Raw genomic sequence first — 18,710 nt, forward strand, 5'->3', positions numbered from 1 at the left:
ACCCCTTCCCATCCCGAACAGGACCGTGAAACAACTTTGCGCCGATGATAGTGCTGCAACCAGTGTGAAAGTAGGTTATCGTCAGGCTTGTTATTCGCAGTAGAGAAAAACCCGATCAGCAATGGTCGGGTTTTTTTTCGTCTGGCGGTTTGTGGTGCTTGTTTGGCGCCGCTGGTGTTCGTCGGCTTACGCGCGCAGCGCTAATCCGACAACATTGTTGGTATCGTGGGATCAGCTGCCGCGGTAAGTGGAATACGACCACGGCGATACCACCAGCGGCACATGGTAGTTCTCATCAGTATGCGCGATGCCAAATGAAAGCGTCACCAGGTCGATGAAGCGGGGCGATGGCAATTCCACGCCCTGAGCGGCGAAATAGTCGCCAGCATTAAACACCAGCTCATACTGGCCAGCCTTCATACTGTCGCCTTCCAGCAATGGGGTGCTGCAGCGGCCGTCGCTGTTCGTCATATCCATCTTCAATAACACTTTGCCTTCCGGCGCGACTGAAAACAGGGCGACCTTGACGCCGGCTCCCGGCTTGCCGTGGGCGATATCGAGTACATGCGTGCTGAGTTTTCCCATTTGCTATCCTGTATATAGGGTGAGTGAATGTGCTTATCGTGTAAATCATATACCGGTGGCTGCGCGCGGCTATATGATTGGGCATATAGCCAACATTGTCCTCCTATAGGCGCGCCTCCGCATGAACAATTACGAATATTATCCACGCGACTTGATCGGCTATGGCCGCACGCCACCCCACCCTCAATGGCCGGGCAAGGCCCGCATCGCGCTGCAATTCGTCCTCAATTACGAGGAAGGGGCGGAAAACAGCGTGCTGCATGGCGATCCCGCGTCGGAAACGTTTTTATCGGAAATGATCGGTGCGGCCGCTTTTCCTGCGCGCCACCTGAGTATGGAGTCGATTTACGAATACGGTTCGCGCGCCGGGCTCTGGCGCTTGCTGCGCATGTTCGAGGAGCGGCGCCTGCCGCTGACGGTGTTTGGCGTATCGATGGCCTTGAAACGCAATCCCGAAGCCGTGGCCGCCTTCCAGCAAATGGGCCACGAGATTGCCTGCCACGGCTTGCGCTGGATTTCCTATCAAAACATGGATGAAGCGACGGAACGCGAACACATGCGCGAGGCCGTGCAGATCATCCGCGAATTGACGGGATCCGCCCCGCAAGGCTGGTACACGGGGCGCGATTCGCCGAATACGCGCAAACTGGTGGTCGAGCATGGCGGCTTCCGCTACGACGCCGATTATTACGGCGATGACTTGCCATTCTGGGAAAAAGTGGCGTACACGGATGCCGCCGGCATGCCTGCCGTGCAGCCGCAGCTGATCGTGCCTTATACCTTGGACACGAACGACATGCGCTTTGCCGCCATGCAGGGTTTTAATTCGGGCACGCAGTTTTTCGATTATCTGAAGGATGCCTTCGATGTGCTGTATGCGGAAGGCGATCCGAACGGCTTGAATCAGCCGAAAATGCTGTCCGTGGGCCTGCATTGCCGTCTGGTGGGGCGGCCCGGACGGGCTGCGGCGCTGGCGCGCTTCCTCGACTATGTGCAGGGCCATGAGCAGGTATGGATCACGCGCCGCATCGATATCGCCGAACACTGGCATGCGACGCATCCGTTCCAGGAATGAGTTTTATTGAGATAGGATGATAAGTAAAATCAGTCTTTGCATATAGTCGCCGCATATGCCGGTGTTAATCTCCTATACTGGGACTATACCGAGGCCAGCATGTCAGAACCGATCCGCTTTTACTACCGTGGTGCCGTACAGGAAGTGCGCAACGCCGCCCCTACGCAGACTGTGTTGCAGCACCTGCGCGAGGATTTGCATTGCACGGGCACCAAGGAAGGCTGCGCCGAGGGCGATTGCGGCGCCTGCACCGTCGTCATCGGCAGTCTGGTGGACGGCCAGGTCGAGATGAAGGCCGTCAATGCCTGCATCCAGCTCACACCTACCCTCGATGGCAAGGCCCTGTTTTCCGTGGAAGACTTGCAGCAGCCCGATGGCGCCCTGCACCCGGTGCAGCAGGCGATGGTTGAATGCCACGGTTCCCAGTGCGGTTTTTGCACGCCCGGTTTTGTCATGTCCTTATGGGGCATGTATCTGGAGAAAAACGGCGAGACGCCCACGCGCGGCGAAATCGACGATACGCTGTCCGGCAATCTGTGCCGCTGCACGGGCTACCGGCCCATCATCGATGCAGCCAAGCGCATGGGCGAACTGCCGCATGTCATCTTCGACCGCGACGCGTTACGCGTGCAATTGCAGGCGCTGCAGCGCGGCAGCCTGAGCACGTATGAACATGGCGGTCAGCACTTCCACGCGCCGCGCAGCATCGAGGAACTGGTGGCCTTGCGCGCGGACAAGCCGCAGGCGTGTCTGCTGGCCGGTTCCACCGACGTGGGCCTGTGGGTGACCAAGCAACTGCGTGATCTGGGCGACATCATTTATCTGGGCAACGTCGCGGCGCTGAAAACCATCGCCGAGGACAATGGCAAGCTGCAGATTGGCGCTGGCGCCAGCCTGAACGATGCGTATGCGGCGCTGCGCGAGCATTATCCGGAAGAATTGTCGGAACTGTGGCAGCGTTTTGCTTCCTTGCCGATCCGCAACGCCGGTACTTTGGGCGGCAATGTGGCGAATGGTTCGCCCATCGGCGACTCGATGCCGTGGCTGATTGCGCTGGGCAGCGATATCGTGCTGCGTGGCCCGGCCGGACAGCGGATCATGCCGCTGGAAAATTTTTATCTCGCTTACCAAAAGAAAGACTTGCAGCCGGGCGAATTCGTCGAAGCCGTGCGCGTGCCCTTGCCCCGTGCCGGCGTGCATTTCCGCACATATAAATTGGCCAAGCGCTTTGACCAGGATATCTCGGCCGTGTGCGCCGCGTTCGCCTTCCAGCTCGATGGCGAGCGTATCGTCGAGGCGCGCATCGCCTTTGGCGGCATGGCCGCTACGCCGCAACGCGCCGCGCGAACGGAAGCATTTCTGCGCGGACAGGCGTGGAATGAAGAAAATCTGACCATCGCCATGCGCTTGCTGGCCGACGATTACGCGCCCCTGTCGGACATGCGCGCGTCGAATACCTATCGCATGACGACGGCGCAAAACCTGTTGCGCCGCTTCTGGCTGGAAACCCGTCCCGGTGCGCCATTGCCCCCGACGTCCCTCAACGCCTACGCTTGCCGCGCCTGAAAGGACCAGCATGAACCATCCTGCCACGCCCGAACTGCAAGCGGCCGCCTGGAGCGCCGTGGGCAAGCCCAGCCCCCATGAATCGGCGCAATTGCATGTGCTGGGGCAAGCCACCTATACGGACGATATCGCCGAACTGCAAGGCACCTTGCACGCTGCGCTGGGCTTGTCGCAAAAGCCGCACGCGCGCATCACGGCCATGGATTTATCTGCCGTGCGCGCCGCTACCGGTGTCGTCGCCGTCTACACGGCGCAGGACATTCCAGGCACCAATGATTGCGGCCCCATCATCCACGACGATCCCATTCTGGCTTTTGATCTGGTGCAATACGTGGGCCAGCCCATCTTTATTGTTGTGGCCGATACGCACGACCATGCGCGCCGCGCCGCCCGCCTGGCGCAGGTGTCGTACGAAGAATTGCCTGCGATTATGACGCCGCAGGCGGCCAAGGCCGCGCAATCGTATGTGCTGCCGCCCATGCAACTGACACGCGGCAATTACCAGGCCGCATTCGAGAAGGCGCCGCACGTGGTCAAGGGCCAGCTGTATGTGGGCGGCCAGGAACAGTTTTATCTGGAAGGACAGATTTCCTACGCCATCCCGAAGGAAGCGCAGGGCATGCTGGTGCTGTGTTCGACCCAGCATCCGAGCGAGATGCAGCACGTGGTGGCGCATGCACTGGGAGTGCATTCGCACAACATCACCGTCGAATGCCGGCGCATGGGCGGCGGTTTCGGCGGCAAGGAATCGCAGTCGGCCCTGTGGGCGGCGGCCGCATCGATCGCGGCAGCCAAACTGAGGCGCCCCGTGAAACTGCGCGCCGACCGCGACGACGACATGCTGGTGACGGGCAAGCGCCACTGTTTTTACTATGAATACGAAGTGGGCTACGACGACGACGGTCAAATCCTGGCCGCCAAGGTCGACATGACCACGCGCGCCGGCTATTCCGCGGACCTGTCCGGTCCCGTCGCCACGCGCGCCGTCTGCCATTTCGACAACACCTACTATTTGTCCGACGTGGATATCCGCGCCGCCTGCGGCAAGACGAATACCCAGTCGAACACGGCTTTCCGGGGCTTCGGCGGTCCGCAGGGCGCCATCGCCATCGAATACGTCATCGATGAAATCGCCCGCCATCTGCAACGCGATGCGCTCGATATCCGCCTGCTTAATTTCTATGGCCGCAACGAGGTGGAAGGGCGCAACGTCACGCCGTACGGACAAAAAATCGTCGACAATGTGATCCATGAGCTCGTTGCCGAACTGGAAGAGAGCAGCGACTACCGCGCGCGCCGCCGGGCCATCGATGCGTTCAACGAAGCTAGTCCCGTGCTGAAGAAGGGCCTGGCATTCACGCCCTTGAAATTCGGCATCGCCTTCAACGTCACGCATCTGAACCAGGCCGGTGCCCTCGTGCACGTGTATGTGGATGGCTCCGTGCTGGTCAACCATGGCGGTACGGAAATGGGGCAGGGCATCAATACCAAGGTGATGCAGGTGGTGGCGCACGAGCTGGGCCTCGACCTGGACAGGGTGCGGGCCACGGCCACCGACACCAGCAAGGTAGCGAACACGTCGGCCACGGCGGCTTCTACCGGCGCCGACCTGAACGGCAAGGCGGCGCAGGATGCGGCGCGCCAGATCCGTGAACGCCTGGCCTATTACGCGGTCAAACTGTACGGTGGCGACGCTGACACCGTGCGCTTCTTCGACAACCATATCCACGTCAACGGTCATGTCGTGCCGTTTGCCGAACTGGTGCAGAAGGCGTATTTGGCTAGAGTGCAATTGTGGTCAGACGGTTTTTATGCCACGCCCGGGCTGTCGTGGGATGCGAAGACGATGACGGGCCATCCGTTTTCGTATTATGCGTATGGCGCGGCGGTGGCCGAAGTGGTGGTCGATACCCTGACGGGCGAGTGGAAACTGTTGCGTGCGGATGCCTTGTACGATGCGGGCCAGTCGCTCAATCCCGCGATTGATCTGGGTCAGGTGGAAGGGGCGTTTATCCAGGGCATGGGCTGGCTGACAACAGAGCAGCTATGGTGGAATGCGGCGGGCAAGCTGATGACGCATGCGCCATCGACGTACAAGATTCCCGGCATTTCCGATTGCCCGGAAGATTTTCGCGTCAAGCTGTTCCAGAACCGCAATGTGGAAGACAGCATCCACCGTTCCAAGGCCGTGGGCGAGCCGCCGTTATTGTTGCCGTTTTCGGTGTTCTTTGCCATCCGCGACGCCATTTCCAGTGTCGGCCATCACGCCGTGCAGCCACCGCTGAATGCACCGGCCACCAGCGAGGAAATCCTCAAGGCGGTCATGGCCGTCCAAGCGGCGCATGCCGGCGCCTAGGAGCAGAAGATGAGCGACTGGCTGACGGCGATGGAGAATGAGGCGCAGGCATCCGTGCTGGTGACGGTCGCCCTGGTGGAAGGTTCCGGCCCGCGGGAGGCGGGGGCGAAGATGCGCGTCACCCTCGATGGTCAAATGGACACCATCGGCGGCGGCCACCTGGAATTGCGCGCCGTGGAAATGGCCAAGACCATGCTGGCCACAGGCGACACCCGCGTGCGGCTCGAGCGTTTTGCGCTGGGCCCCAGTCTGGGGCAATGCTGCGGCGGCGTCGTCCACCTGGCGTTCGAGTATGTCGATGCCAGCCTGAAAGAGTCGCTGGCCGTCTTGCGCGAACGCCGCCAGCAGGACAGCTGGCGCCTGACGGCGCTCGATGGCGAACCCGCCTCTGCGCTGTTCGATGCTGACGGTAGCTTGATCGCCGGCACGCCAGGCCAGGCGCCCGATACGTTTTCACGCGAACGCAGTACCCATGTCGCGCAGGGGCGTGAAGGGCGGCGCTGGCTGGTCGATCCCTGCCTGGCGCCGCGCGCGCACCTGACCCTGTTCGGCGCCGGCCATGTGGGCGCCGCCATCGTGCGCGCGCTGGCCCACTTGCCCTGCAATATCACCTGGGTCGATGAGCGCGAAGACATGTTCTCCTCGGCGTTGCCTGCGGGTTTGCCTGATAATGTGCGCCTTGCCGCCACCGACACGCCCGAGGAATTTGTCGCCATGGCGCCGCCGGGCGGCAGTTTTCTCGTCATGACCCATAGCCATGCGCTCGATCAACGCTTGACGCAAGCTATCATGGAGCGCGCGGATGCGGGTTGGTTCGGCTTGATCGGTTCGTACACCAAGCGCAAGCAGTTCGAGCACCGCCTGCGGGCGCGCGGCGTGCCGGACGAGCGCATTGCCGCCATGGTGTGTCCGATCGGCATGCCCGGCATCCGCAACAAGGCGCCAGCCGTGATCGCCGCTTCCGTTGCCTGTCAGTTACTCATGGTGTGGGAAGAAGCGGCCGCTGCCGCCCTGGCCGCACCGCTGCGGCTGGCCTCTGCCAGCACGCCACCGCGCCGCCAGCCACGCGCCGCCATTCACCCGTTATAGAAAGAAGTCATGCCGATTGTTCCTGCCACATTGCAAGCTTACCGATCCAGCTTGCTGCACTTCCACGCCGATCCTGCTGTCAAAGAGGAGGCGCACGCCTGGCATGCGGATGGCTTGCTGATCGTGGCCGACGGCAAGGTCGTGGCGGCCGGCGATTACGCGCAGCTGCAACCGACTTTGCCGTCAGGCACGCATATTGTCGATTACCGGGGCAAGCTGATCGTGCCCGGCTTTATCGATACCCATCTGCATTTCCCACAGACGGAAATGATCGCCTCGCCCGCGCCGGGCTTGCTGCCATGGCTGGAAACGTACACCTTCCCTACCGAGCGCGCGTTTGAGGATCCGGTTCACGCGCGCAATGTGGCCGAGTTTTTCCTCGATGAACTGCTGCGCTGCGGCACCACGACGGCCATGGTGTATGGCAGCGTGCATCCGCAATCGGTCGATGCCTTCTTTGGCGCCAGCGAGGCGCGCGGCTTGCGCATGGTGGCGGGCAAGGTCATGATGGACCGCAACTGCCCCGGGTTCCTGCGCGACACGGCCGAGTCCGGCGCACGCGAAAGCGAAGAGCTGATCCAGCGCTGGCACAAGCACGGCCGCTCGCTGTACGCGATCACGCCCCGTTTCGTGCCGACGTCGACGAATGAACAGATGCATCTGGCGGGCGAGCTGGCGCGCGCCTATCCTGATACCTATCTGCAAACCCACGTGTCGGAAAACGAGGATGAGTGCCGCTGGGTGCGCGAACTGCATCCGCAGGCGCGCAGTTATCTCGACGTGTATGACCACTACGGCATGCTGCGCCCGCGCGCCATGTTCGGCCACTGCATCTGGCTCGATGAGCGCGACCGCGCGCGCATGGCGGAGACGTCTTCGGCGGCCGCAGTTTGTCCTACATCCAACCTGTTTTTAGGCAGCGGCCTGTTCGATTTCGAGCGCGCCGATGCGGCGAAAGTGCTGTTGTCGCTGGCCACCGATGTGGGCGGCGGTACTTCGTTCTCGATGTTGCAAACCATGAACGAAGCCTATAAAGTAGCACGCTTGAAAGGCAGCTATCTGCCCGCCTTGCGCATGTTTTACCTGGCGACCCTGGGCGCCGCGCGCGCCATGCAGCTGGAAGGCACCCTGGGCAATTTCGCCGCTGGCACGGAAGCGGACTTCATCGTGCTCGACAAGCAGTCGACGCCGCTGCTCGAGCGCCGCACGGCCGGCTGTCAAAGCCTGGAGGAATTGCTGTTTGCCTTCGCGCTGCTGGGCGATGACCGCGCCGTGGCCGCCACCTATTCGGGCGGGCAATGCGTGCATGTGCGGGGGCAGGGCTGACCTACCCGTTGTTCAACACGAATTATCCTGAGCGAGAACGCGAATGCACAAGAAACTCACTGGCCTGGCGCTTGGCGCCGCGCTGGCATTGACCGGAACGGCGCAAGCCGCCAAGGCCGTGGCCACTTCGTCTTCCAACGAAGCGGCCACGGCACGCCATTTTGCTGCCCTGGTTAGCGGTGCACAGCCGAAGACAGCCGAGTTGAGCCTGTTCTTTTCCATGATGCCCAAGGGCGGTGATTTGCATCACCATTACTCGGGCGCCATCTACGCCGAGCAATTTCTCGACTGGGTTGACAAGGAAAACTATTGCGTCAACAAGACGACCTACCGCATCGAAAGCAACAAGGACGTCGTCGCAGCCGAGCGCGCCAAGCCGGCCGCGCAGCGCAGCTGCCTGTCGTCCACGGAAGTGTTTGCCGACGCGGGCCTGTATGCGGAATTGCTGCAGCGCTGGTCGACCAAGGATTTCTATAACCATGGCGCCATCCAGACGCCGCCGGACCGCACCTTTTTTGACACCTTCGGCTACTTCGGTCCCGTTGCGTCGACGAATACGGCCGACGGCCTGAAGACCCTGAAGCAGCGCGCCATTGCGGAAAACCTCAGCTACATCGAGACGATCTTCGAGCTGTCGCCCTTCGTGCAAAACGCGCAGTTCGACCAGCAGGTGCTGGCGCCGGGCTTGCCGCCGGCCGCGTTGCAAGCCGTGCTGGCCAAGTGGACAGCCAGCCTGGAGCAGGATGCCAGCTTCCAGAAAAGCATCACCGCCTACAACGACAATGTGAACGCCAGCAGCGCCGGCATCGACGATGCGAACTTCACCATGCGCTACCAGGCGTATGTGCTGCGCTTCCTGTCGCCATCGCAAGTGTTCTCGTCCATGGTGGCCGCGTTCAAGGCAGCGAGCCTCAATCCGCTGCTGGTGGGCGTGAATATCGTGGGTCAGGAAAGCGTGAACGTGTCCATGCGCGATTACAGCCTGCACATGGAAATGTTCAAGTTCCTCAAGATAAAATATCCGAACGTCAAGATCGCCCTGCATGCGGGCGAGCTGGCGCTGGGCATGGTGCCGCCGGAAGGCATGGCGTTCCATATCGCCGAAGCCGTCGATGTGGCGGGCGCCGACCGTATCGGCCACGGCATGGATATCGCCTACGAGCACAATGCGCTGGCGACCATGCAAAAGATGCGCGAGCGGGGGATCCCCGTGGAAGTAAACCTGACCAGCAATGATTACATCCTTGGCATCAAAGGACAGGCCCATCCGGTTACCCTGTACCGCAAGTATGGCGTACCCTTCGTCATCTCCACCGATGACGCGGGCGTGTCGCGCAACACCTTGTCGAATGAATACGTGCTGTTTGCCAGCCAGTACAAGACCGACTATGCGGAAATCAAAAAGCTGTCGTATAACAGCCTGCGTTATTCCTTCCTGGCGGAAGCGGACAAGCAGCGTTTGCTGAAAGCGCTCGATTCCCGTTTCACCCGGTTTGAAGCGCAAATTGCGGCGGCCGACAAGGCAGGCAAGAGTGGCAAACCGTAAGTTGCACGAAGTTATCAACTGATACTCTCAGGGCGGCCGGATCTTCCGGCCGTTTTCCATTTCTACCTTCCCTCTCTCTCAATGTGTTTTTGTTAATATTGTGGCGGCCATGCGACACAATTAACGGCAGATACACGACTTTATCCAATTTCCTGGATGAATCAATTTCAAGTACATATTGCTCATTTATAATCTCGCGCCATAAGCCCGAACGCTGTCAGCACGATATCAATCCAGCTAGTTACCCTATGCTATTTATATTTTAAATATATAAATATGTAAAAAAAATCGTATTTGTCATCCATTTTTTGATGATGCATAGTGAGATGAAGATGATATTAAAAAGTCACAATTCATCTGGGCGATATCGTAAGAAGATGGGTATTTGCAGTAAATAAAGGTGAGATGCAGAATGAAACAAACAGTCGCGCAGCTAAATGACGACATTCTTCTGCATTTTGCCGCCGTGTCACAGTCTTGAAATATTTAACAATTACACTCGCGGCTTGCCATGTTAGCCGGCTCAGCATGTCGGGTGAATGACACAGATGCTAGCGCTCCGTGTTGTACGGCCAGGAAACATCGGTTTCCGTCGTTATTGCTTGAATTGCCATGGCTGTGATGTGTGGAGAGGCGTTTTGTGATGGTCTAGTCAGGACCGCAGCCAGTCCCGCCGGCGTAACAGTTGCAGCATCGTAAAGAGGAGATCTTGTGTTTGTGTTGCTGTGCGGCGCAGCCGGATGGTGGGCAATCCAGGATGTTCAAAAATAATAGTCTTTTCTGGGGTTAAAGATGATCAATCACAAGCGACTTCGGCTAACGCAAATCGCGTTCAGCCTGTCTATTGCACTGGCGGCGGCACCATCGTTCGCACAGAACACTACGTCGGCCATCAGCGGACGTATTTCGGCCAATGACGGCAAGCCTGCAGCTGGCGCCCAGGTCAATATCGTTCACGTTGAATCTGGCTCCGTCAGCAACGTGACCACCGATGCCGAAGGCCGTTATGTTGCACGTGGCTTGCGCGCAGGCGGTCCTTATACGATCACCATCACAAAGAATGGCGAAGTGGAAAAACGCGAAGGCGTCTTTATCCAGCTGGCTGAAACGGCCAGCGTCGATGCCACCTTGGGCGCGCAGATGCAAGTGGTGAAAGTCAGCACGAACGCCATCCGCAACCAGGTGTTTAACCGCAACAACATGGGCGCCGGCACCAATATCAGCCCGACCGAACTGGCAACCCAGGCATCGATCTCGCGCAGCTTGCAGGATTACGCCCGTGCTGACCCGCGACTGTCGCAAACGGACAAGGAACGCGGCGAAATTTCCGTCGCAGGCCAGAACTCGCGTTACAATTCGATGACGATTGACGGCGTGGCCGTGAATGACACCTTTGGCCTGGAAGCTTCCGGTACGGCTACTGGCAAACAACCGATCTCGATCGAAGCGATCCAGTCGGTGCAAGTGAACGTGGCCAACTATGACGTGACGCAAAAAGGCTACACGGGCGCCAACATTAATGCCGTGACCAAATCCGGTACCAATAAGGTCAAGGGCAGTGTTTATTACGTGTTCCGCAATGACAGCACCGCTGGTGACCGTTACAACGACACCACCGGCGCTTACTACGCACCGCCAAAATCGAAGGACACCACCAAAGGCATCACCCTGGGCGGCCCGCTGATCGAAGACAAACTGTTTTTGTTTGCTAACTACGAAGAAACCAAGAGCTCGCGCGGCGCGCCAGCCTTCGGCCCGGTCGGCAGCGCGCAGACCAACGTGGCGATCACCCAATCGGCCATCGATGGCGCCATCGCCATTGCCAAAGATAAATATGGTATCGATATCGGCAGCTCGGCCATTCCTAGCGGTTCGGCATTCACGGCCAAGGAAAAGCTGCTGAAGCTGGACTGGAACTTGACTGATACCCAACGTATCATGCTGCGTTACGCCAAGACCGAGCAGGCTGAACCTATTTACACGGGTTTCTCGCCGACGGGCCTGTCGTTGAGTTCTTACTGGTACAACCAGGAAAAGAACCTGGAAACGCTGGTTGGCCAATGGACGGCTGAATGGACGCCGACGTTCTCGACAGAAGTCAAGGTATCGTCGCGCAAGTATGATAGTGTGCCGAAAAACAATGCTTACCTGCCAGCCATGGGCTTGCAGTTTTCGGGTGCGTTGCCGGATGGCGCGCCAGCCAGCTTGGCTACCGGTAACCGTTTCCTGAACTTTGGTACCGAGCAAAGCCGTCAGATGAACGTGCTGGGCACCAAGACTAAAGATTTTTATGCGGCCGGTACCTGGGCGCTGGGCGATCACGAAATCAAGTTCGGTACGGATTACAGCAAGAACGATGTTTACAATGCATTCTTGCAAAACGTTAACGGTAATTACACCTTTGGCTGTATCAACAGCAGCGCCAAGGTTACGTATTCGTTCGGTGCTATCGATTGCGGCAACAAGGCAACGACCGCAGCGCAAATTCAGGCTGCCGTACTGGAAAACTTCAGACTGGGCCGACCAAGCTCGTATAGCTACCAGGTTCCACAGCCGGGCCGCACGTTGGCTGACGCCACTGCAACGTTCTCGCTGAAAAACATCGGCTTGTTCGTACAAGATACCTGGGACGTCAGCAAGCAGCTGACCATCAGCGCGGGCTTGCGCATCGATGGTACCCGCATCGGCGAAAAACCTATCTACAATCCGACTGCGGCGCTGCCAACGGTCGCGCGTACCAGCCAGTTCGGTCGTCAAACTGGCGGTTTTGGTGTGGACAATACGCGTACCATCGATGGTGAAAACCTGTACCAGCCGCGCGTCGGCTTCAACTACAAGTTTGACTCGGCACGTCCGACGCAAGTGCGCGGTGGCTTTGGCCTGTTCCAGGGCGCGGCAGCCAGTGTCTGGTTGGGCAATCCCTATCAGAACACCGGCATGGCCACGCAAAACTACACCTGCTCGTCTTCGGCCGGTACCTGCCTGGACACGCCTGGCTTCTTCAATCCAGATCCAACCAAGCAACCTACCAATCTGGGTCCAGTGATCCCGGCGATGAAAGTTGACTTGCTGAGCACTGATTTGGCGCAACCTTCGGTTTGGAAAGCCAACTTGGCATTCGAACACGAACTGCCATGGATGGGCCTGATCGTAGGTGCTGAGTACCTGCGTCTGCAAACCAAGAACTCGATCTACTACCAAGAGTTGAATTTAGGTGCGCCAACGGCAACCGGTAGCGATGGCCGTCCTCTGTACTATGGTGCGAATGCGTACAAGGCGTCGTGCTGGAATGCTTCGGGCAGCTTGATCGGCGGTTCATCTTGCAGTGCCTTGACCAAGGCGGGCAGCAATGCTGCGTTTGGTCAGGTTTTGATGGCCACGAACACCGACAAGGGCGCATCGAACGTGCTGACCCTGTCGCTGCGTAGCCCGCTGCGCGAAGGCCTGTCGTGGGGTTCGTCGTACACCTACAGCGATGCCACGGAAGTGTCGCCGCTGACGTCGTCGACCTCCAGCTCGAATTGGGGCGGCCGTGCCGTCTTCAACCCGAACGAAAACGTCGCGTCGAACTCGAACTACATGGTCAAGGACCGCTTCACGGCAAACGTCAACTGGCAAAAACGCTTCTTCGGCGAATACAAGACCACGTTCGGTCTGTTCTATGAAGGCCGTAGCGGCAAGCCATACAGCTGGACCATCAACAATGACTTGAACGGTGACGGTCTGGCCGGCAATGACTTGATGTACATTCCTAAAGCACCAGGTTCGGGTGAAGTCGTGTTTGCGGGCGCCACGCCAGCTGCACGTGCCGCCAACGAAGCAGCGTTCTGGAGCGTCGTCAATGCGAATGGCGACCTGCGTAAAGCCAAGGGCGGCGTGATTGGCCGTAACGAAAGCTTTGCACCATGGACCAACAGCTTCGACGTGCGTCTGAGCCAGGAAGTGCCAGGTCTCTTCAAGGGCCACAAAGGTATCTTTACTTTCGATATCCTGAACGTTGGCAACATGCTCAACCGTAAATGGGGCCGCATCAATGAGGTGGCCTTCCAGCCGGCCGGCGGTCAAGTGCGCAGCTTCGTCGACTACGTCGGTATGGAAAACGGCAAGTATGTGTACAACACCCGCGCTGTGGTGGAAGACTTGGAAACACGCCAAGCCAAGGGCGAATCGCAATGGGCACTGCAAGCAACGATCAAGTACGAATTCTAATGTCGTAGTTGCCTTTAGTTTGGCATGCTAAAAACGGCTGGTGGCGACACCAGCCGTTTTTTTTATAGGCAAGATCGTTTAACCTTTCCCTTTTTACATATTGATCCCATGGCTCACTTCCTACGCACTCCGGTCGCCACTGCGGCCCTGATCCTCAGCCTGTCCGGCTGCAGCAATTTAGCGTCCGCGCCACAGCTTGCGCCGAACGGCCCGATTGAAGTGAACCTGGTCGCCCTGAACGACTTCCACGGCAATCTCGACCGCAGCAAATTCACCTACACGAGCGTCGCCGATGCCGAACGCAAGACGGTGCAGGCCGGTGGTATCGATACCTTGTCCGGCGCATTGACGGCGTGGCGGCGCGAAGATGCGCAGCTGATTTTTGTCGGCAATGGCGACCTGGTCGGCGCCAGCCCCGCCATGTCGGCGCTGTGGGCTGACGAACCGAGCATCGTCGCCATGAACATGCTGGGCATGCAGGCCAGCTCCGTCGGCAACCATGAATTTGACCAGGGCAAGGCGGAATTGCTGCGCCAGCAGCGCGGCGGCTGCGCGTCGTCGCGTGCCGACAAGGCCTGCAAGTTCACGCCCGATTTCAAGGGCGCCAGCTATACCTATATGGCGGCCAATGTCATCGACACGCAGACGGGCAAGTCCCTGCTGCCGGCCTACCGCATCGTCGAGGCGCATGGCGTCAAGGTGGGGCTGATTGGCGCCGTGCTCAAGGATACGCCGTCCGTGGTGACGGCGGCCGGCATTGCCGGCCTGCGGTTTGGCGACGAGGCCGACGCCATCAACGCCACCTTGCCGCAATTGCGCGCGCAGGGCGTGGGCGTGTTCGCCGTGCTGCTGCACCAGGGCGGCGAGACGGTAGAGGCCGTCGACCAGCCCGACTGCAGCCAGTTGAAGGGGGAAGTGGTCGACGTGGTGAAACGCCTCGACCCGGCGATCCAGCTGGTCATCAGCGGCCATTCGCACCAGGGTTATCTGTGCCGTGTCGATGGCCGGCTGGTGACGCAGGCGCAGATGGGTGGGCACATGCTCACGCGCATCAAGCTCAAGGTCGATCCCGTCAAGAATGCTGTCATCGATGCCAGCGCGCAAAACGTCGTCATGCTGCCAGGCCAGTATGAACCGGACCCGGCCGTTGTGGCTTACCTGGACTCCGTGAAACAGCGCAGCGCGCAAGAATTGTCGCGTCCCGTGGCCGTCATCGCCGTGCCGAACGTGGGGCGCGGCACCAAGGGCAGCGGCGCTTCCCCGCTGGGCGACCTGGTGGCGGACAGCACCCTGTTCGGCGCGCGCGCTGCCGGTGCGCAAATCGGCTTGATGAACAATGGCGGCATCCGCAAGGACCTGGAAGCGGGCGCCGGCCTGATGACGAACGTGGGCCAGAACCAGGCTGTGGTGCCGTTTGGCAATACCCTGATCGTGATGAGTCTTTCCGGCGCGCAAATCCGTACCTTGCTTGAGCAGCAGTGGCCGGGTGCGGTAGCGGAAGACAACAACCTGCTGCAAGTATCCGAAGGTTTTAGCTACCGCTGGGACAGCACGCGCCCCCAGGGCCAGCGCGTGCTGCCGGGCTCAATCATGCTCAATGGCATTCCTCTGGAAGACAATCAACAGTATCGTGTCGCCGCCAACAGTTTCCTCGCCGGCGGCGGCGACCGCTTCACCGTGCTGGCGGCCGGCACGCGCCGGCTCGACACGGGCGTGCGCGACATCGATGCCTTCAGCGCTTACCTGATCGACCGCGCGCGCGCCGGCAAGCCGGCCGGCAGCACCACCACGGCCGGCCGCATCGTGCGCGTCAAATAATTTACAAGGAATAACCATGCGTCGCTTATTTGTTTCCGTTCTGCTCTCCAGCCTGTTCGCGGGCACGGCCCACGCCGATTTCACCATTCCCGGCTTTGAACTCGTGCACACCTCGCCTGTGGAAACCACCTTGACCAATCCCGACTTGCGCGAGCCCGTTGCCGTGTGGACGGAGCTGTTCGATTCGGCCAAGAAAGAGATCGTTATCGCCCAGTTCTATGCCGTCAGCAAGCCGGGCACGGCCTTTGAAAAGGTGCTGGCCAGTTTGGCGGCCGCCGGCCAGCGCGGCGTGAAGATCCGCTTCCTGCTGGACCAGAAGGGCGTGGGCCTGTCGGAAGCGGCCACCATCGCGCAGATCAAGGCGATTCCCAACCTGGACTTGCGCCTGATCGACTTCAATAAAATCACGGGCAATGGTATCGTGCACGCGAAATACCTGGCCGTCGATGGCCAGGTGGCCTACATCGGCAGCCAGAATTTCGACTGGCGCTCGTTCGAGCACATCCATGAGACGGGCTTGAGAATCACCGAGCCGGCCATGGTCAGCCAGGTGCAGGCGATCTTCGAGCAGGATTGGCAGGCCCAGGCATTGACGTCGCAAGGCAGCCGCGCCACTGTGCTTAACAGCAAGGTCGTACCGGCCAATTACGCGCAAGACGCCTTCCTGCTGGCCAGCCCGAATGCCTACAACCCGGCCGGCGTGGGTGACTCGGAAACGGGTTTGCCCGCCTTGCTGGCGCAAGCGCAAAGCGAAGTACGCATCCAGCTGCTCGATTACGCGCCGTTGTCCTACGGCCCGAACCGCACGCGGCCGTATTACGCCGTGATCGATAACGCCGTGCGCGCGGCCGCCCAGCGCGGCGTGAAGATCAAGCTGATGGTATCAAGCTGGAATACGGAAGCGCCTGCCATCGCCTACCTGAAGAGCCTGGCCCTGGTGCCGAACGTGGAAATCCGCATCGTCACGATACCAACGGCGTCCACCGGTTTCATTCCGTTTGCGCGCGTGATCCACAGCAAGACCATGAGCATCGACGGCAAGCTGGCCTGGGTCGGCACGAGCAACTGGGCCGGCGGCTATTTCGATTTGTCGCGCAACCTGGAAGTGGTGCTGCGCAACGATGCCATGGCACAGCGCATCGCCGCCTTGCATGAGCAGACGTGGAGCTCGGCGTATGCGCAGCCCATCGACATCAACAAGCAGTATCCGAAGCCGGCCAAGGCCGCGCCGCAAGGCAAGGAGTAACGGTGAACATGAAAAAATTATGCGGCGTGCTGGCGCTGGGGGCCGCATTCGCTTCCGGCAATGTGCTGGCCTGGGGCAATGACGGCCACCGCGCCGTCGGTGCCATCGCCGATCAATTGCTCAAGGGCAGCGTAGCCCAGGCGCAAGTGGCCAGGTTGCTGTTGCCGGGCGAAAGCCTGGAAAAGATCGCCAACTGGCCTGATTGCGTGAAGGGCACGTATTGCGGCCCGCAATCGCCGGAAATGCTGACGTATGTGGCGGCGAATCCCAAGCATGGTGAATACCATTACACGAACGTGCCTTTTCAAAATGAGCACTACCACGACCATGGCGTAGGCACGGCCGACGACGATATCGTGCAGACGCTCAAGCAGGCGATCCTGGTGTTGCAGGGCAAGGCCGATGCGGCCAGCAATCCGCACGGCTTCAGCCAGCGCGAAGCGCTGATCCTGATCACGCACCTGGTGGGCGATATCCACCAGCCGCTGCACGTGGGCAATGCGTTTGTCGGCAAGGATGGCCAGTTCTTCGTGCCCGCCACGCAGGCGCAGATCGACGACATCACCATTTTCAATGCGCGCGGCGGCAATGACTTGCTGCTCGACGATGCGAAGATGACGGTCCTGTCCGATGCCGTGATTCCCGCGCCGCTGCCGGCGGACGAGAGCGATGCCAAGCCTGCCAGCAGCTATCCGAAGTCGCCCACCAAGCCCCTGCATGCGTACTGGGATACGAGCGTGGTCGATTACGCCATGCGCCGCTTGAGCACGCGCACGCCGCAGCAGTTCGCCCGCACCGTGATCGCCAGCGCGCCCGTGGTGAGCGCCAATACGGGCGACCCCGTCACCTGGCCGTATCAGTGGGCCGATGCCGCGCTGGCGGCGTCCAAGATTGCTTTTACGGACGTGGTGACCGGCCCGGCCACGCAGCAGACCAGCCGCAAGGGCGAGGTCTATAAGGTCTGGAGCTTGACGGTGCCGGACAATTATCCCGTGCCCAGCTCGGCGCTGGCAAAGCAGCAGCTGACCGAGGCCGGCTATCGCCTCGCTGCCGTATTGCAGGCGGTTTGGCCGCAATAGGATGGGGAACACAAGGCGGCCTGCGGGCCGCTTTTTTACGCCAGGATCACGTTGATGCCCATCTTGCGGAAGGGCGCGACCAGGGCGTCTTCCACGTCGTGGTGCACAATGATGTCGTTGACCTGGCTCAAGGGCGCGATCTGGAACGGCGAGGCCGTGTTGAACTTTTCCGGCGAGGCCAGCACGATAGTGCGGCTTGACGCCTCGCTCAGCGCGCGTTTCACGCACGCTTCTTCATAGTCGCCCGTGGTGATGCCCGCTTGCGGATGCAGGCTGGACACGCCCATGAAATACAGGTCGGCGCGGATGCGGCCGATGGCTTCCACGGTCGCCGCGCCGACACCCACGATCGAGTGCTTGTACAGCCGCCCGCCCAGCATCAGCACCTCGATGAACGGGTAATTGACAAGCTCGACGGCAACCGACGGGCTGTGCGTGACGACGGTGGCGCGCAAGTCGCGCGGCAGCTGGCGCGCCAGCTGCACGGCGGTCGTTCCGCCATCGATGAACACCACTTGCCCCGTTTGTATCATGGCCCCCGCCGCGCGGCCGATGGCGGGCTTGGCTTCCGGCGAAATCTGTTCGCGCCCCGCAAACGGTGCCAGCGCTGGCGAACGGGGCAGCAAGGGCAGGGCGCCGCCATGCACGCGCTCCAGTAATCCTTCCTTGGCCAACTCGCGCAGGTCGCGCCGTATCGTGTCTTCCGACAAACCCAGAGTGTCGCTGACGGCCTTGGCGACGATCTGCCCTTCGCGCTGGAGCATGTCCAGCAAGTACTGTTTGCGTTGATGTGTCAGCATGGTTTTTCTTGAGTA

Annotated in this window: 12 protein-coding genes; 10 read left to right on the forward strand and 2 right to left on the reverse strand. The window is 60.1% G+C overall.

All coding sequences use genetic code 11. The features are described 5' to 3' along the window. Positions 1-231: 231 nt before the first annotated feature. Positions 232-585 (reverse strand): hydroxyisourate hydrolase, encoded by a 354-nt coding sequence (gene uraH / locus CBW66_RS25505; RefSeq protein WP_086140153.1) that lies wholly within the window; start codon positions 583-585, stop codon positions 232-234. Between the two features lie 121 nt (positions 586-706). Between uraH and puuE the strand changes: the two genes are divergently transcribed. The 10 genes from puuE (at position 707) to CBW66_RS25555 (ending at position 17,895) form a co-directional block, all read left to right on the forward strand. Continuing rightward, entirely contained in the window at positions 707-1,660 is a 954-nt protein-coding gene (gene puuE, locus CBW66_RS25510) for an allantoinase PuuE (RefSeq protein ID WP_086140154.1), read from the forward strand. Positions 1,661-1,759: 99 nt separating this feature from the next. Further along, entirely contained in the window at positions 1,760-3,226 is a 1,467-nt protein-coding gene (gene xdhA / locus CBW66_RS25515; RefSeq protein ID WP_086140155.1) for a xanthine dehydrogenase small subunit, read from the forward strand. Between the two features lie 10 nt (positions 3,227-3,236). Beyond that, complete coding sequence (gene xdhB, locus CBW66_RS25520) at positions 3,237-5,582, forward strand: xanthine dehydrogenase molybdopterin binding subunit (protein WP_086140156.1); 2,346 nt, start codon at positions 3,237-3,239, stop codon at positions 5,580-5,582. A gap of 9 nt (positions 5,583-5,591) precedes the next feature. Further along, positions 5,592-6,671, forward strand: a complete 1,080-nt coding sequence (xdhC, locus tag CBW66_RS25525; protein ID WP_086140157.1) for a xanthine dehydrogenase accessory protein XdhC — start codon at positions 5,592-5,594, stop codon at positions 6,669-6,671. A 9-nt stretch (positions 6,672-6,680) separates the two neighbouring features. Further along, positions 6,681-7,997 (forward strand): guanine deaminase, encoded by a 1,317-nt coding sequence (gene guaD, locus CBW66_RS25530; RefSeq protein WP_086140158.1) that lies wholly within the window; start codon positions 6,681-6,683, stop codon positions 7,995-7,997. A 43-nt stretch (positions 7,998-8,040) separates the two neighbouring features. Next, on the forward strand, positions 8,041-9,543 hold the full coding sequence (locus CBW66_RS25535) for an adenosine deaminase (protein ID WP_086140159.1): 1,503 nt from the start codon (positions 8,041-8,043) through the stop codon (positions 9,541-9,543). 792 nt (positions 9,544-10,335) lie between these two features. Further along, the gene (locus tag CBW66_RS25540; RefSeq protein ID WP_086140160.1) at positions 10,336-13,752 is read left to right on the forward strand and encodes a TonB-dependent receptor; all 3,417 of its coding nucleotides are present in this window, start codon (positions 10,336-10,338) and stop codon (positions 13,750-13,752) included. 108 nt (positions 13,753-13,860) lie between these two features. After that, complete coding sequence (locus CBW66_RS25545) at positions 13,861-15,570, forward strand: bifunctional UDP-sugar hydrolase/5'-nucleotidase (protein ID WP_230492371.1); 1,710 nt, start codon at positions 13,861-13,863, stop codon at positions 15,568-15,570. A 16-nt stretch (positions 15,571-15,586) separates the two neighbouring features. Next, positions 15,587-16,816: a phospholipase D-like domain-containing protein gene (locus CBW66_RS25550; RefSeq protein WP_086140161.1), complete on the forward strand. Its 1,230-nt coding sequence runs from the start codon at positions 15,587-15,589 to the stop codon at positions 16,814-16,816. An 8-nt stretch (positions 16,817-16,824) separates the two neighbouring features. Then, positions 16,825-17,895 (forward strand): S1/P1 nuclease, encoded by a 1,071-nt coding sequence (locus CBW66_RS25555; protein ID WP_086140193.1) that lies wholly within the window; start codon positions 16,825-16,827, stop codon positions 17,893-17,895. A gap of 35 nt (positions 17,896-17,930) precedes the next feature. On the opposite strand, the gene CBW66_RS25560 is transcribed toward CBW66_RS25555, so the two are convergent. Then, on the reverse strand, positions 17,931-18,695 hold the full coding sequence (locus CBW66_RS25560) for a DeoR/GlpR family DNA-binding transcription regulator (protein WP_086140162.1): 765 nt from the start codon (positions 18,693-18,695) through the stop codon (positions 17,931-17,933). Positions 18,696-18,710 lie beyond the last annotated feature (15 nt).

The organism is Janthinobacterium sp. GW456P (assembly GCF_002127655.1).
In the GTDB taxonomy this organism is placed as follows: domain Bacteria; phylum Pseudomonadota; class Gammaproteobacteria; order Burkholderiales; family Burkholderiaceae_D; genus Janthinobacterium.

Excerpts from the sequence above, each read along its gene's own strand:
- uraH (WP_086140153.1), bottom strand. The coding sequence starts at position 585 with ATGGGAAAACTCAGCACGCATGTACTCGATATCGCCCACGGCAAGCCG.
- puuE (WP_086140154.1), top strand. The coding sequence starts at position 707 with ATGAACAATTACGAATATTATCCACGCGACTTGATCGGCTATGGCCGC.
- xdhA (WP_086140155.1), top strand. The coding sequence starts at position 1,760 with ATGTCAGAACCGATCCGCTTTTACTACCGTGGTGCCGTACAGGAAGTG.
- xdhB (WP_086140156.1), top strand. The coding sequence starts at position 3,237 with ATGAACCATCCTGCCACGCCCGAACTGCAAGCGGCCGCCTGGAGCGCC.
- xdhC (WP_086140157.1), top strand. The coding sequence starts at position 5,592 with ATGAGCGACTGGCTGACGGCGATGGAGAATGAGGCGCAGGCATCCGTG.
- guaD (WP_086140158.1), top strand. The coding sequence starts at position 6,681 with ATGCCGATTGTTCCTGCCACATTGCAAGCTTACCGATCCAGCTTGCTG.
- CBW66_RS25535 (WP_086140159.1), top strand. The coding sequence starts at position 8,041 with ATGCACAAGAAACTCACTGGCCTGGCGCTTGGCGCCGCGCTGGCATTG.
- CBW66_RS25540 (WP_086140160.1), top strand. The coding sequence starts at position 10,336 with ATGATCAATCACAAGCGACTTCGGCTAACGCAAATCGCGTTCAGCCTG.
- CBW66_RS25545 (WP_230492371.1), top strand. The coding sequence starts at position 13,861 with ATGGCTCACTTCCTACGCACTCCGGTCGCCACTGCGGCCCTGATCCTC.
- CBW66_RS25550 (WP_086140161.1), top strand. The coding sequence starts at position 15,587 with ATGCGTCGCTTATTTGTTTCCGTTCTGCTCTCCAGCCTGTTCGCGGGC.
- CBW66_RS25555 (WP_086140193.1), top strand. The coding sequence starts at position 16,825 with ATGAAAAAATTATGCGGCGTGCTGGCGCTGGGGGCCGCATTCGCTTCC.
- CBW66_RS25560 (WP_086140162.1), bottom strand. The coding sequence starts at position 18,695 with ATGCTGACACATCAACGCAAACAGTACTTGCTGGACATGCTCCAGCGC.